Source organism: Caballeronia sp. LZ008, from assembly GCF_031451435.1.
Classification (GTDB): domain Bacteria; phylum Pseudomonadota; class Gammaproteobacteria; order Burkholderiales; family Burkholderiaceae; genus Caballeronia; species Caballeronia zhejiangensis.
Map to the genome: position 1 here is coordinate 411,975 of NZ_JARUXK010000001.1, position 13,466 is coordinate 425,440.

14 protein-coding genes are annotated in these 13,466 nt (G+C 64.7%); 2 read left to right on the forward strand and 12 right to left on the reverse strand.

Annotated features, from left to right (window positions below):
* Positions 1 to 15: 15 nt before the first annotated feature.
* The 4 genes from QCE49_RS01975 to QCE49_RS01990 form a co-directional block, all read right to left on the reverse strand.
* The gene (locus tag QCE49_RS01975; RefSeq protein ID WP_008351412.1) at positions 16 to 1,524 is read right to left on the reverse strand and encodes a DEAD/DEAH box helicase; all 1,509 of its coding nucleotides are present in this window, start codon (positions 1,522 to 1,524) and stop codon (positions 16 to 18) included.
* 236 nt (positions 1,525 to 1,760) lie between these two features.
* A complete protein-coding gene (gene trhA, locus QCE49_RS01980; protein WP_008351409.1) occupies positions 1,761 to 2,381 on the reverse strand; it encodes a PAQR family membrane homeostasis protein TrhA in 621 nt (206 codons plus the stop codon).
* A 92-nt stretch (positions 2,382 to 2,473) separates the two neighbouring features.
* Entirely contained in the window at positions 2,474 to 3,772 is a 1,299-nt protein-coding gene (locus QCE49_RS01985; protein WP_008351407.1) for a cytochrome c, read from the reverse strand.
* Positions 3,773 to 3,793: 21 nt separating this feature from the next.
* Positions 3,794 to 4,540 (reverse strand): c-type cytochrome, encoded by a 747-nt coding sequence (locus QCE49_RS01990; RefSeq protein ID WP_250456575.1) that lies wholly within the window; start codon positions 4,538 to 4,540, stop codon positions 3,794 to 3,796.
* A gap of 461 nt (positions 4,541 to 5,001) precedes the next feature.
* Here QCE49_RS01990 and QCE49_RS01995 point away from each other — a divergent pair, with 461 nt between their 5' ends.
* A complete protein-coding gene (locus tag QCE49_RS01995; protein WP_175979825.1) occupies positions 5,002 to 5,934 on the forward strand; it encodes a copper resistance D family protein in 933 nt (310 codons plus the stop codon).
* Between the two features lie 18 nt (positions 5,935 to 5,952).
* On the opposite strand, the gene QCE49_RS02000 is transcribed toward QCE49_RS01995, so the two are convergent.
* The 7 genes from QCE49_RS02000 to hda all read right to left on the reverse strand — a co-directional run bounded on the left by QCE49_RS02000 (position 5,953) and on the right by hda (position 11,589).
* Positions 5,953 to 6,252, reverse strand: coding sequence for a hypothetical protein (locus tag QCE49_RS02000; RefSeq protein ID WP_008351402.1), 300 nt, complete (start codon positions 6,250 to 6,252; stop codon positions 5,953 to 5,955).
* 110 nt (positions 6,253 to 6,362) lie between these two features.
* Positions 6,363 to 7,178, reverse strand: coding sequence for a 3-methyl-2-oxobutanoate hydroxymethyltransferase (panB, locus tag QCE49_RS02005; protein ID WP_034470688.1), 816 nt, complete (start codon positions 7,176 to 7,178; stop codon positions 6,363 to 6,365).
* A gap of 38 nt (positions 7,179 to 7,216) precedes the next feature.
* Positions 7,217 to 7,897, reverse strand: coding sequence for a deoxynucleoside kinase (locus QCE49_RS02010; protein ID WP_250456574.1), 681 nt, complete (start codon positions 7,895 to 7,897; stop codon positions 7,217 to 7,219).
* Entirely contained in the window at positions 7,894 to 8,448 is a 555-nt protein-coding gene (gene folK, locus QCE49_RS02015) for a 2-amino-4-hydroxy-6-hydroxymethyldihydropteridine diphosphokinase (RefSeq protein WP_008351396.1), read from the reverse strand. The genes QCE49_RS02010 and folK overlap by 4 nt, the downstream gene beginning before the upstream one ends.
* A 78-nt stretch (positions 8,449 to 8,526) precedes the next feature.
* A complete protein-coding gene (pcnB, locus tag QCE49_RS02020) occupies positions 8,527 to 10,104 on the reverse strand; it encodes a polynucleotide adenylyltransferase PcnB (RefSeq protein WP_250456573.1) in 1,578 nt (525 codons plus the stop codon).
* The gene (locus QCE49_RS02025) at positions 10,097 to 10,783 is read right to left on the reverse strand and encodes an HAD family phosphatase (RefSeq protein WP_034470695.1); all 687 of its coding nucleotides are present in this window, start codon (positions 10,781 to 10,783) and stop codon (positions 10,097 to 10,099) included. Before QCE49_RS02025 ends, pcnB begins: the two co-directional genes overlap by 8 nt.
* 11 nt (positions 10,784 to 10,794) lie before the next feature.
* Positions 10,795 to 11,589, reverse strand: coding sequence for a DnaA regulatory inactivator Hda (gene hda, locus QCE49_RS02030; RefSeq protein ID WP_250456572.1), 795 nt, complete (start codon positions 11,587 to 11,589; stop codon positions 10,795 to 10,797).
* 250 nt (positions 11,590 to 11,839) lie between these two features.
* Here hda and purM point away from each other — a divergent pair, with 250 nt between their 5' ends.
* Complete coding sequence (gene purM, locus QCE49_RS02035; RefSeq protein WP_008351388.1) at positions 11,840 to 12,895, forward strand: phosphoribosylformylglycinamidine cyclo-ligase; 1,056 nt, start codon at positions 11,840 to 11,842, stop codon at positions 12,893 to 12,895.
* A 63-nt stretch (positions 12,896 to 12,958) separates the two neighbouring features.
* Here purM and QCE49_RS02040 read toward each other — a convergent pair whose 3' ends face one another.
* Positions 12,959 to 13,396: a hypothetical protein gene (locus QCE49_RS02040; protein ID WP_250456571.1), complete on the reverse strand. Its 438-nt coding sequence runs from the start codon at positions 13,394 to 13,396 to the stop codon at positions 12,959 to 12,961.
* Between the last annotated feature and the right edge of the window lie 70 nt (positions 13,397 to 13,466).

Genomic DNA, 13,466 nt, shown 5'->3' on the forward strand with positions numbered 1-13,466 from the left:
ATCACGACAGATGCATTAACGGCTGCGATCGCCCGATCGCAATGCGTCGCGCCGTCCGCCGAGCAATGCGCCGGGATTGCCGCCAGGCTTGCGCGAGTTCGCGACCTGACCGGCCTGAACCGGCTCCTGACGACGCGGCGCGGAACCCGCGTTCACGTTCGGCTTGCTGTGAGTGCGCGCATCGCGCGAAGGCTGCGCGCCGCCGTTGTTCGGCTTCGCCGGACGCGCGCCGCGTGCATCGCCGTTCGGACGGCCGCCTTCGCGGCGTGCTTCGCCACTCGAACGTCCCTCGCCGTTACGCGGATTCTGGCGTCCCTGACCTTGACCTTGTCCCTGGCCGCGTCCTTGACTGCGGCGCTGGATCGGCTCCGGCTTCGCGTTCGGATCCGGCTCGAAGCCGGGAATCACTTCGCGCGGAATCGGCCGCTTGATGAGGCGCTCGATGTCCTTCAGCAGTTGATGCTCGTCCACGCACACCAGCGACACCGCTTCGCCTTCCGCGCCCGCGCGACCCGTGCGGCCGATGCGATGCACATAGTCTTCCGGCACGTTCGGCAAATCGAAGTTGACGACGTGAGGCAACTGATCGATGTCGATGCCGCGCGCCGCGATATCGGTGGCGACGAGCACCTGCAGCGTCTCGGCCTTGAATTCGCTGAGCGCGCGCGTGCGGGCCGACTGGCTCTTGTTGCCGTGAATCGCGAGCGCGCTGATGCCGTCTTTCGTGAGCTGCTCGGCGAGCCGGTTCGCGCCGTGCTTCGTGCGCGTGAACACGAGCACCTGGAACCAGTTGTTGCCGCGGATCAGATGCGTGAGCAACTCGCGCTTGCGATCGCGATCGACCGGATGGATCTTCTGATCGACGGTCTCAGCCGTCGTATTGCGGCGCGCGACTTCGATCAGCGCGGGCGAATCGAGCAGGCTGTCGGCGAGCGCCTTGATCTCGTCGGAGAAAGTCGCCGAGAACAGCAGGTTCTGGCGCTTCGCCGGCAGGCGCGCGAGCACGCGCTTGATGTCGTGGATGAAGCCCATGTCGAGCATGCGGTCGGCTTCATCGAGCACGAGAATTTCGAGCTGCGAAACGTCGATCGTCTTTTGCTGCATGTGATCGAGCAGACGTCCCGGCGTCGCCACGACGATATCGACGCCGCGCTTCAACGCGTCGATCTGCGGATTGATGCCGACGCCGCCGAACATCACCGTCGACTTGAGCTTCAGATATTTGCCGTACGCGCGCACGCTTTCTTCGACCTGCGCGGCGAGTTCGCGCGTGGGCGTGAGGATGAGCGCGCGCACCGGACGCTTGGCGCCACCCGTGACGGGCGCGAGTTGCGACAGGCGCTGCAGGATAGGCAGCGTGAAGCCGGCGGTCTTGCCGGTGCCCGTCTGCGCGCCCGCGAGCAGATCGCCGCCTTTCAGAACGGCAGGAATCGCCTGAAGCTGGATCGGAGTGGGACTGGAATAGCCGAGTTCGTTGACGGCGCGAAGCAGAGGTTCGGACAGGCCGAGTGAATCAAAGGACATAAATTGGATGCTTATTCGTTGTGTCGAACGGCGCGCATGCGAATGGGCCACGGCGAAAAGTTTCGGCCGGCAGAGCGCATGTGCATCGCTCGAAGGAAAATCGGGCGGCGGGCCAGTTGGCGATCAGCGATCGCCGGGCGTTGCCGCGAGGTTCGACGTGCTATCAAGACACGTTATCTGGCGCTTAGTTGCATCGATGGACACTTCGACGCTGCGGCACCCGTTCCAGCCGGCGCTCACGCGACATAGCGCGCGACGCTCACGAACTGGCACAGGCTGCCTGCGAGCACGAACAGATGCCAGATGCCATGTCCGTGCCGGATGCGCTCGTCGTTGATGAAAAACCAGATGCCCGCGGTGTACACGACGCCGCCCGCCACCAGCCACGCGGTTCCCGCGGGCGGCAGCGCCGTCACGAGCGGATGAATGGCTACGAGCGCGAGCCATCCCATCAACACGTACAGCACCATCGAAACGCTGCGGGTTCGCCGCCCGAGCGTGAGTTCCTGCACGATCCCGAGCGCGGCGAGCCCCCAGCTCACGCCGAAGAGCGACCAGCCCCAGGGACCGCGCAAGGTCACTAGTGTATACGGCGTGTAGCTGCCGGCTATCAACAAGTAGATGGCCGAGTGATCGCACTTCTGCAGTATCGCTTTCATGCGCGGCGAGCGCGCGCAGTGATACAGCGTGGAGATCACGTAGAGCGCGCAGAGCATCGCGCCGTACACCGCGAAGCTCACGACCTTGTACGCGTCACCGTCGAGCGCGCCCATCGTGACGAGCGCAGCCAGACCCGCAACCGACAGCAGCGCGCCGATCAAATGGCTGATGCTGTTGAAACGCTCGCCGACATGCATATCGAATTCACCAAAAGACAAGGGGCGCGGCCACGAAGGCTGCGCCCCATATGCGTATTGTACGCTGTCCCGGCGAAGGACCTATGAAGCCATCAGTCGAGCGGCGCCGAACGCAGGTTGCTCACCTGCTGCGGCGACACCGGCGTGCCGTGGTTGCCCCACGACATACGGATGTACGTCACGACTGCGGCGACTTCCGTATCCGACAGCGACTGTGCGAACGGCGGCATACCGTGCGGCATCGGGTTGCCTTCCGTACTCGGCGGATAACCGCCGTTCAGCGTCATACGGATCGGATTGACGGCCGATTGCATCTGGATCGACTGGTTGTTCGCGAGCGGCGGGTATGCAGGCGGCTTGCCGAGACCGTTCTCCGCGTGGCACTTCGCGCAGTTTTCGGTGTAGACCTTCTTGCCGAGCGTGAGCAGTTCGCCGCCGAACTTCTCGGACGTCTCCAACTGCATGACTTCCGGCGCTTCCTTCTTTTGCGGAATCGACTTGAGATACGTGGAGATCGCGTTGATGTCCGCGTCGGTCATGTACTGCAGGCTGTTGTGAACCACTTCCGCCATCGGGCCGAACACCGCGCCGCGCTGCGACACGCCGGTCTTCAGCAGATCGTTGATGTCCTTCAGGTCCCAGTCGCCCAGACCGGCCTCCTTGTTCGACGTCAGCGACGGCGCGTACCAGTTCTGCAGCGGGATGAGGCCGCCGGCGAAGGCCGCCGAGCTGACCGGGCCGCCCATCGCGTTGATCGACGTGTGGCACATGCCGCAGTGACCGAGGCCTTCGACGAGATACGCGCCGCGGTTCCATTCGACCGACTTGGTCGGATCCGGCTTGTACTCGCCTTCCGAGAAGAACAGCGTGCGCCAGCCGATCAGCAGGTTGCGGTTGTTGAACGGGAAGCGCAGTTCATGCGGACGGCTCGGTTCGGAAACCGGCGGCACCGAGCGCAGATACGCGTAGATCGCGTCCGAGTCCGCGCGCGTGACCTTCGTGTAGCTCGTGAACGGGAAGCCCGGATAGAGCAGCGAACCGTCTTTCGAGCGGCCCGTGTGCATCGCGCGATAGAAGTCGTCGGAGGTCCACTTGCCGATGCCGTATTGATCGTCCGGCGTGATGTTCGGCGTGAACATCGTGCCGAACGGCGTGGCCATCGGCAGGCCGCCGCCGAATTCCTTGCCGCCGCGAACCGTGTGGCACGCGATACAGTCGCCGGCGCGGGCGAGGTACTCACCTTGTTTGATGAGCGCGGCTTTGTCGGCAGGCGTCGCCGCGATGGCGCCGCCCGAATGCAGGTTGTCGCCGCCCGACCAGAGGACGGCGCCGGCTGCGACGGCTGCCACCACGACAGCCGAGGAAAGTGCGAACAGGGACTTGCGTTTCATTGTGTTGTCGCTCCAGACGCCTTATTGCGGTTCGCTGCCGCACTTGAGCGGCATCTTCAACGAGCCAGCGGGCGCGGGCACCGGGTTGGCGGGTGCGGTTTGCGTAGAGAGCCATGCGGCGACGGCGGTCACGTCGTCGTCCGTCAGGCGCGAGGCGATCTGCTGCATGCAATCGGGCGCCTTCGCGTGACGCGTGCCCGACTTCCATGCGCCGACTTGCGCGCTGATGTAGTCCGAATGCAGGCCGACGAGACCCGGGATGGCCGGCTGCATGCCGGTCAGACCCTTGCCGTGGCAGGCCGCGCACGCGGGAATGTTCTTCGATGCATCGCCGTTCAGCACGAGCTGCTGGCCGTGCGCGAGCGTCGTGGCCGACACGTTCGACTTCACGGGCGTCGGATACGGCGGGCGCTGGTTCGAGAAGTACGTCGCGATCTGATGAAGGTAATCGTCCGAGAGATACGTGACGAGGTAGTTCATCGGCGGGTACTTGCGCCGCCCTTCGCGGAAATTCTGGAGCTGGTTGTACAGATAGTCGGCGGGCTTGCCGGCAAGACGCGGGAAGTAATCGTTGTCCGTGCCTTCACCGTGAACGCCGTGGCACGCGGTACAGCCTTGCACGCGCGCGGCCATCGTGTCCGGTGCGATCGGCTGGTTCTGCGCCTGCGCGGCGGAGCTGAAAACGCCAGCGCTGCCTACCAGAGCCGAGGCAAAAGCCATAGCGAGCAGCGGACGAAAAATGCGTCTTGAAAACACGCGACACTCCATGAAATTCGGGGACCTGCCGAGCTTCGTGCGGCTCGGTGCGAAGGTGGCGAACCACGGCCACGCAGGGGGCGGTGGGTGGCGGACCACGGCCACAGCGGCTCGACGAGCCTCTGATGCGACGCGGCATTCTATCATCGATGCATGATGATGACTATTTGACACAATCTCGCTCTAAGTCCCGCTGCAGCGCATTCGCGACAATATGCCGCGCGGCTATTGACCACCCGCGACGAACTTCCTAGGCGCGTGTGGTTCATTGCCTCTCGACAAATATTCGACTCGATGCGAGACGCCCGATCGACGTGCTTCATGCAGTTTCGGAAGCGTCCGGCAAAAATTCAAGGCGTTTCGCTCGTGTTCGATGCTGTGCTGCACCGTGGACCTTCATTCAGACTCCGCAAAATTCCTTCGATGACCTTCCCTTTAGCAATGCGCGTTCACGCCGCGCCGGGTTCCGCATGATGAACGACGATCCTCTCTCGCTCGCGCAGACGGCCTTCGCCGCGCTCGCCGATCTGGCCTTCGCCTGCGTACTCGGCGCGCTGCTGCTGAACGTGTGGCTGTCGCGCGAACAGGCGTTCGCGACCGTATCGCCCGCGCGGCGCGGCTGGTTGCGGGCGGCGCGCGGCGGTCCGATCGCAGCCATCGCGCTCGTTCTGTGCAACTTCGCTTCGCTGTGGCTGCAGGCGGCGGCGATGAGCGGCGCGCCGATCGTGCAGGCGGGCGGCGCGTTGTGGCTCGTCGCGACGGGCACGCACGCGGGCATCGGCTGGTCGGTGGCACTGGCGGGCAGCGTGCTGTTGCTGCTCGCGTCGGCGGGCGGCGGCGCGCTTTCCGGTACGCGGATCGGCATGGCGCTCGTTGCCGCGCTGATCGTCGCGGCGGGCAAATCGGCGATCGGCCATGCCGCCGATGCCGGCGCGTTCTCGCTCGCCGAAGCGGTTCAGACGCTGCATCTGCTCGCGACGGCGGCGTGGGGCGGCATTGTGATCGCGGGTGCGTTCGTGTTGCCGGCGCTCGATACATCGCTTGCGCGCGCATATCTGATCCGCACGGTCGCGCGCATGTCGCGAGCGGCGTCGATCGCGGTCGCGTTCGTCGTGCTGACGGGCGTGTTCAACGCGTGGCGCGGCATCGGCGGATCGGCCGCGGTGCTGACCGCGAGCGCGTGGGGTCATGCGTTGATCGTGAAGATGCTGCTGGTAGCGGCGGCGCTCGCGTTCGGCGCGCTCAACCGCTGGTCGGCGTTGCCGCGCCTGTCGCGCTCGGCATCGACGATGGACGCGCATACGGTCATCAACGTGATGCGCGTCGAAGCGCTGATGATGGCGGGTGTGTTCGTGGCGGCGGCGGTGCTGTCGCACAGCGTGCCGGGTTCGTCGCTCGCGGGATGAAAACGGCGACGCGCGGCGTTACTCGTAGCCGAGCCTGTGACTGACGATCGGCGCGCAAAACAGCGCGACCGCGCAGCCGATGATCTTGCCCTGCAACTCGACGAACGCCGTATGCGAACCGCCGACGAAGATCACTTCGACCAGTTGCGGCAGGCAGAACACGACCGCCGCACCGATGAACCAGCGCGTCACGGCCGCGATGCGCCAGCCGCGCTGCGCCCCGATTCCCGCGGCCACCACGCGCGCCACGCCCAGCGCGACGAGCGAGCCGACCGCGAGCTGGGCACGGACGTATTCATCGGGAAGGACCTGCCACATGATTGTTCTCGCTTTTTTGGTGACTATCGGCAGCGTATGCGCAAGAAGCTCGCCAGTATGTACGAGAAAACGCAGATCGTGAAGCGCGGCCCGCGCGGGGCCGCATTCGCTCAGAACGTGTGCTCCGGCCCGGGAAAACTGCCGTCCTTCACCGCGCGCACATAGGCTTCGACGGCGGCGAAAATGTTCGGCTGACCCTGCATGAAATCCTTGACGAAGCGCGGCCGCTTGCCGTGAAAGATGCCGAGCATGTCGTGCAGCACGAGCACTTGTCCGGAACAGTCGACGCCCGCGCCGATGCCGATCGTCGGAATCGCGAGCGCTGCGGTCACTTCGCGCGCGAGCAACGTCGGCACGGCTTCGATCACGAGCAGTTGCGCGCCGGCTTCCTGCAGCGCGATGGCGTCGCGCTTCATCTGCTCGGCCGCCGCTTCGGACTTGCCCTGCACCTTGAAGCCGCCGAATGCGTGCACCGATTGCGGCGTGAGACCGACGTGCCCGCACACCGGAATCGAGCGCTCGACGAGAAAGCGCACGGTATCCGCGAGCCATTCGCCGCCTTCGATCTTCACCATCTGCGCGCCCGCGCGCATCAGTTGCACGGCGTTCGCATAGGCGTCTTCCTTCGAGCCGATGGTGCCGAACGGCATGTCCGCGACGATCAGCGCGCTGCGATTGCCGCGCGCGACCGACGCCGTGTGATACGCGATGTCCGCGAGCGTCACTGGCAGTGTCGTGTTGTGGCCTTGCAGCACATTGCCGAGCGAGTCGCCGATCAGCATGACATCGACGCCCGCGCGTTCGAGCAGCGCGCTGAAGCTCGCGTCGTAACACGTGAGCATCGCGATGCGCTCGCCGTTTTCGCGCATGGTCTGGAGCTTGGGGACGGTGATCGTCGCGCGATTCGTTTCCTGCAGATACGTCATGGTCGTTTCACTGAAGAGAGCGTGGCCGGGCTGCGAATTCAGACCGATACGCCTTTGACAAAGAATTCCTTGCGCCCGCGCATGGCGCCGATGCGCTCGATCAGAAGCGCGAGGTCGTCATCCGAGGCGAGCGGGTTCAGGTGCTCCGCGTTCACCGTGAGCAACGGCGTCGCGTCGTAGTGATAGAAGAAGTCGTTATAAGCATCGCAGAGCGCGCGCAGATACGAATCGGAAATTTGCAGCTCCATCGGCAGCGCGCGCTTCTGGATGCGCGAAAAAAGCACTTCCGGACTCGCCTGCAGATAGACGACGAGATCGGGTGCGGGCGCGCTCGCATGAATGCGCGAGGCGATGTCCTTGTAGAGCTGGAACTCGTCGTCGGGCAGGGTGAGGCGCGCGAAGAGCTCGCTCTTCTGCGTGAGAAAGTCGGTCATCAGCGCGGCGCCGCTCGTGACGATATCGGCGGCTTCCTGCGTCTGCGATGCGCGCTGCAACGCGAAGCTCAACTGCGTGGCGAGCGCGTGCCGCGTGGTGTCGCGATAGAAGCGCTCGAGAAACGGATTGTCCTGCGGGCGCTCGAACAGCGTGCGCATCGACCACCGTTCGGCGAGCAGCGTCGCGAGCGTGGTCTTGCCGACGCCGATCGGCCCTTCGATCGCCATGTAACGATGCGGCGGCCGCAGTTGAGGCGCGGTGACGGTGAGTGGCGGAACGCTCATCGGCAGTCTGTCTTCGTGGAAGGGGAGTCGGTTGCGTTGGAGCCGCGCGGTTGCGTCGCGACCATGCACTGACACGTCGCGACTTTCTCGATGCGCTGATCGGCGACGCCGTCGATGAACGCATCGGCGCGACCGCGTTGAGGAAGGATGAGATCCGGCTCGAGCTCGACGAGCGGCACGAGCACGAAGGCGCGCTCGGTCATGCGCGGATGCGGCACGACGAGATCGGCTTCGTCGATGCTCGATGCGCCGTACAGCAGGATGTCGAGATCGAGCGTGCGCGGCGCATTGCGATACGGCCGCTCGCGCCCGAACTGCAACTCGATGTGATGACACAGGCGCAGCAGCGATCGCGCGGGCAGGCTCGTTTCGAGCTTGACGACGCAATTGAAGTAATCGTCGCCCGATGAATCGATCGGCGCGGTGCGATAGACGCTCGATTTCGCGAGCACGGTGATCGTGTGCTGCTGGGCGAGACACACGACTGCGTCTTTCAGGGTCTGGCGCGCATCGCCGAGATTCGCCCCCAGGCCCAGATAAGCAATCGTCATGGCAGAAGTCCTACGCGTGGGTCACAGCGGAAAGCGGGAGAACAGGATCGCTCTTCGCTACTGTAACCAAATCCGGCGTTACTCGTCGTCGGCGGCTTCGCGCCTGTTCGCCGCACTCGATACCGCGTCGTCATTGCCTGCCTGCGCGGCTTGCTCGTCCTGCGCGCCGGGTTCGCCCGAGCGACGCTTCGCGTTGCTGCGGCGCCGGCGCTTCTTCGGTGCGTTGCGATCCTTGCCGCCTTGCGACAGGAGTGCTTCGCGCTCGGCGTGATCGCCGTCGATGAAGTCGCTCCACCATTGGCCGATGGCCGCATCGAGCTCGCCCGATTCGCAACGCAACAGCAGGAAATCATACCCCGCTCTGAATCTTTGGTGTTCCAGCAGCTTCAGCGCGCTGCGGCCGCGTTTTTCCAGCCGATGCTGAAGACCCCAGATCTCGCGCATGTCGGACGAGTAGCGCTTGTGGATCGCGAGTTTCTCCGTCTGCATATCGAGGACATCGTCCATCGCGCGATGCAATGCGGGCACCGGATAGTCGCCGTTCGCGGTGTATTGCTGCCAGCGCGTCTGCACGTCGTGCCACAGGAGCGTCGCGAAGAGAAAGCCCGGCGACACGCCCTTGCCGGCGCGCACGCGCTCGTCGGTGCTGGTGAGCGCGAGCGTGACGAACTTCTCGCCGTGCGGCTGTTCGAGCACGACATCGAGCAGAGGCAACACGCCGTGATGCAGCCCTTCCTGACGCAGCCGCGTGAGACACGCGAGCGCATGGCCGGACAAGAGCAGCTTCAGCATCTCGTCGAAGAGACGCGCGGCCGGCACGTTGTTCATCAGGTCGGCGAGATCCTTGATCGGCGCGCGCGTGGCTTCATCGATCTCGAAGCCGAGCTTCGCCGCGAAACGCACGACGCGCAGCATGCGTACCGGATCTTCGCGATAACGCGTGGCCGGATCGCCGATCATGCGCAACAGGCGCGCGCGGATGTCGGCCATGCCGTCGTGATAATCCAGCACCGTTTGCGTGGCCGGATCGTAGTACATCGCGTTGATGGTGAAGTCGCGGCGCGTGGCGTCTTCGTGCTGCTCGCCCCAGACGTTGTCGCGCAGCACGCGGCCGCTCGCATCGACGGCGTGCGTGCGCGCATCGAGCTCGCCGCGCTTGAGGCGTCGCGGCGGTTCGGCGGAAGGCTCCGGCGGCGCGTCCATGAGCGCGCGGAACGTCGATGTCTCGATGATCTCCTGCCCGAACTGCACATGCACGATCTGGAAGCGCCGGCCGATGATGCGCGCGCGGCGAAAGAGCTTCTGCACCTGATCGGGCGTGGCGTCGGTGGCGACGTCGAAGTCTTTCGGCGCGACGCCGAGCAGCAGGTCGCGCACCGCGCCGCCGACGATGAACGCGCGATGCCCGGCCTGCTGCAGGCCGTCGGTCACGCGTATCGCGTTCTTCGAGATCAGCGAAGGATCGATGCCGTGAATCTCCGACGACAGGATGACCGGCACGTTCGGATCGCGCTTCACGGGCGCGGCGGCTTTCTTGCGCATGCTCTTGCGAGCGGGTTTCGGCGCGGCTTCGGAAGCAGCGGCGGGGACGTCGTGGCCTTCGTCGGCAGAGGCGGTTTCTTGCCCGAACAGCTTGCGGATGAGTTTTTTAATCACGAGTGTCGAACAGGTTCAGGATGCGCCAGCCTTTGGCTTGCGCGTGCGCGCGCAGGGTGTCGTCGGGATTGGTCGCGACCGGATCCGTGACGCGCTCGAGCAGCGGGATGTCGTTGTGCGAGTCGCTGTAGAAATAGCTGTGCTTGAAGTCGTCGAGCGTCTTGCCGAGCGTCGCGAGCCATTGCTCGACGCGCACGATCTTGCCTTCGCGATAACTCGGCGTGCCCATCGGCCGGCCGGTGAGCGCGCCGAGCGGATGATCGTCGACCGTTTCGACTTCGCAGGCGATCAGCGTTTCGATGCCGAAGGCTTCGGCGATCGGCGCGGTGATGAACGCGTTCGTCGCGGTGACGAGGCAGCAGAGATCGCCTTCGTCCTGATGCTCGCGCACGAGCGTGACGGCGGCCGGCACGATGCGCGGGTTGATCACTTCGCGCATGAATTGCGCGTGCCAGTCGGTGAGCTGTTCGCGCGAGTATTTTGCGAGCGGGGCCAGCATCGCGTGCAGATACGCGTTGATGTCGAGCACGCCCGCCTTGTAATCGGCGTAGAAGGCGTCGTTCTGACGCGCGAAGGATTCCGCCTCGACGATGCCGAGCTTCACCATGAAGCGGCCCCATTCGTGGTCGCTGTCGGTGGGAATGAGCGTGTGATCGAGATCAAAGAGGGCAAGGTTCATGGGAGCGCATTCTACTTGAAGCGGGTCGGATCGTTGTCCGGCGCGGCGGGGCCGGATTCGGGGCCGTTCGGATCGGCGGGCGTTTCTTCCGGCGCCGATACGGGAACGAGGAGCGCGGCCCGGCCGGTTTGCTGGAGCATCGTGCGCAGCAGCGCTCGCGTCACCGCGCGCTTTTGTTCCAGGGAGAAGCGGTCGAGTTCGTCGAGCAGGGCCATGAGACTCGGCATGTCGCGGCGAAAGTGCGTGAGCAGATAGGCGGGCACGTCGTCGGCGAGCACGATGCCGCGTTCGCGCGCCGCGTGCTTCAGCACCGATGCCTTCGCTTCGTCGGAAAGCGGCTGAAGATGGAACACGAGGCCCCAGCCGAGCCGCGTGCGCAGGTCTTCGCGGACCGTGAGCGCGAGCGGCGCGTCGTTGCCGGTGGCCACGAGCGCGCTCGCCGGATATGCGCGCACTTCGTTGAAGAGATTGAAAAGGGCGATCTGCTGCGCGGGGGAAAGGCGGTCGCAATCGTCGACGGCGTAAAGCGTCACGCGCGGATCGAACCCGAATGCGTTGAGCGCGCTCTGCGGGCCGAGATAGCGCGCATGGCCGTTCGCCTCGTGCGTGAGCGCCTGCAGCAGGTGGCTGCGGCCGCTGCCCGGCTCGCCCCACACGTAGAACGTGCGGTCGGCGACCGGCCCGGCCGCGAGCGCGCCTTCGAGTTCGCGCAGCCGCGCGATCAGTTCGTGATTGCCGGCGGCGAAAAAGTTATCGAAGGTGGCGGGCGGCGGCGTGCCCAGATCGAGCGTCAGTTGGCGTTGCACGGGAGATCGGTATCGTCGGGCCTTGAGTCGGGCGAATCTTGAAAACTGCCGGATGAGCTGCGGGTATACGCGCAAAGCCGCGGCGGACGGCCTTGCGCGCCAATGGCTCGGGCGCTTCTGAGATTGTCTGCGATCTCGAAAAAAGCGCCTTCGCGGATTCTGGCGTGCGCGGGAAAATCCGGCTGGCCGACCGTCGACGGGTCATCATCGGGTAAAATCGCATTTTACCGACCTTCTTGCTCCTCCCTCCATGAATCAACCGAAATCCGCACCGGACGCCCAAGGTTTGTCGTATCGCGACGCGGGCGTGGACATCGACGCGGGCGACGCGCTCGTCGACCGGATCAAGCCGTTTGCCAAGAAAACGTTGCGCGACGGCGTGCTGGGCGGCATCGGCGGATTCGGCGCGCTCTTCGAGGTGCCGAAGAAGTACAAGGAGCCGGTGCTCGTATCGGGCACGGACGGCGTCGGCACGAAGCTGCGCCTCGCGTTCACGCTGAACCGGCATGACACGGTCGGCCAGGATCTCGTCGCGATGAGCGTCAACGACATTCTCGTGCAGGGCGCCGAGCCGCTCTTCTTCCTCGATTACTTCGCGTGCGGCAAGCTGGATGTCGACACCGCGGCGGACGTCGTGAAGGGCATCGCCACGGGCTGCGAGCTGGCGGGCTGCGCGCTGATCGGCGGCGAGACGGCGGAAATGCCGGGCATGTATCCGGACGGCGAATACGACCTCGCGGGCTTCGCGGTCGGCGCGGTGGAAAAGAGCAAGATCATCGACGGCAGCACGATCAAGCCGGGCGATGTCGTGCTGGGCCTGGCATCGAGCGGCATCCACTCGAACGGTTATTCGCTGGTGCGCAAGATCATCGAGCGCGCGAATCCGGATCTCAACGCCGATTTCGACGGCCGAACGCTTGCCGACGCGCTGATGGCGCCCACGCGCATCTACGTGAAGCCGCTCTTGTCGGCGATGCAAAGCGTCACGGTGAAGGGCATGGCGCATATCACAGGCGGCGGTCTCGTCGAGAATATTCCGCGCGTGCTGCGCGATGGGCTGACGGCGGAGCTGGATCATCGCGCGTGGCCGCTGCCGCCGCTGTTCGCGTGGCTGCAGAAGCACGGCGGCGTCGCGGATGCGGAGATGCATCGCGTGTTCAACTGCGGTATCGGCATGGCGGTGATCGTTGCGGCGGAAGATGCCGATGCGGCAACCGGCCTGTTGTCGGGCGCGGGCGAGCAGGTGTGGAAGATCGGCGTCGTGCGCGAGAGCAAGGAAGGTGAGGCGCAGACGGTGGTGGTTTGATAGTGCCGTTGTCGCGCTGATAAGAAAGACCCTCGCGGAGTGCGAGGGTTTTTTGTTTGGGGATTACATCGGCCGCATGTAAGGCGACCGAATTTGCTGCGGATTCGGCCCCAGTTGCGTGAGGAGGAAGTCCATAGCTGTCTTGTTATAGGCCGGTCTTGGATCGACGTGCGAAACGCCGTTGGGCAGGTAAGGCGGGCGCAATCCGGGTGTAAGCAACTCGCCCTTGTACAACGCGCCGTTGTATTCGACGATCCAGTTCGCGCTCTCCGTGAGCAGCCCGATAGAGGTCCCCTGCACCCACATGTAGCGATGGCCGCCAAACGATTGGATTTCTCGCTTGTACCACGCGCTCAATTGATCGAGCGTGCGTGGGTCGCTGTATTTTTCGGATAGATCGACCCGAAGGAACGTCGTAAGCGCCTCGTAGCGCGGCACGTACATCTTCGAGCCAGGTGGCATCAACGCTGTATCGCCGGACGGAAACGACAGCCGCGGCATCAGGAGCGTTAAAGTGTCCTTCCTGCCTTGGAAGCTTTCGGCCGCGGCCGTGACTGTCTGACATTGGCAA

Coding starts and splice junctions, on each gene's coding strand:
- QCE49_RS01975 (WP_008351412.1), bottom strand. CDS start 1,524: ATGTCCTTTGATTCACTCGGCCTGTCCGAACCTCTGCTTCGCGCCGTC.
- trhA (WP_008351409.1), bottom strand. CDS start 2,381: ATGCATGTCGGCGAGCGTTTCAACAGCATCAGCCATTTGATCGGCGCG.
- QCE49_RS01985 (WP_008351407.1), bottom strand. CDS start 3,772: ATGAAACGCAAGTCCCTGTTCGCACTTTCCTCGGCTGTCGTGGTGGCA.
- QCE49_RS01990 (WP_250456575.1), bottom strand. CDS start 4,540: ATGGAGTGTCGCGTGTTTTCAAGACGCATTTTTCGTCCGCTGCTCGCT.
- QCE49_RS01995 (WP_175979825.1), top strand. CDS start 5,002: ATGAACGACGATCCTCTCTCGCTCGCGCAGACGGCCTTCGCCGCGCTC.
- QCE49_RS02000 (WP_008351402.1), bottom strand. CDS start 6,252: ATGTGGCAGGTCCTTCCCGATGAATACGTCCGTGCCCAGCTCGCGGTC.
- panB (WP_034470688.1), bottom strand. CDS start 7,178: ATGACGTATCTGCAGGAAACGAATCGCGCGACGATCACCGTCCCCAAG.
- QCE49_RS02010 (WP_250456574.1), bottom strand. CDS start 7,897: ATGAGCGTTCCGCCACTCACCGTCACCGCGCCTCAACTGCGGCCGCCG.
- folK (WP_008351396.1), bottom strand. CDS start 8,448: ATGACGATTGCTTATCTGGGCCTGGGGGCGAATCTCGGCGATGCGCGC.
- QCE49_RS02025 (WP_034470695.1), bottom strand. CDS start 10,783: ATGAACCTTGCCCTCTTTGATCTCGATCACACGCTCATTCCCACCGAC.
- purM (WP_008351388.1), top strand. CDS start 11,840: ATGAATCAACCGAAATCCGCACCGGACGCCCAAGGTTTGTCGTATCGC.
- QCE49_RS02040 (WP_250456571.1), bottom strand. CDS start 13,396: ATGCCGCGGCTGTCGTTTCCGTCCGGCGATACAGCGTTGATGCCACCT.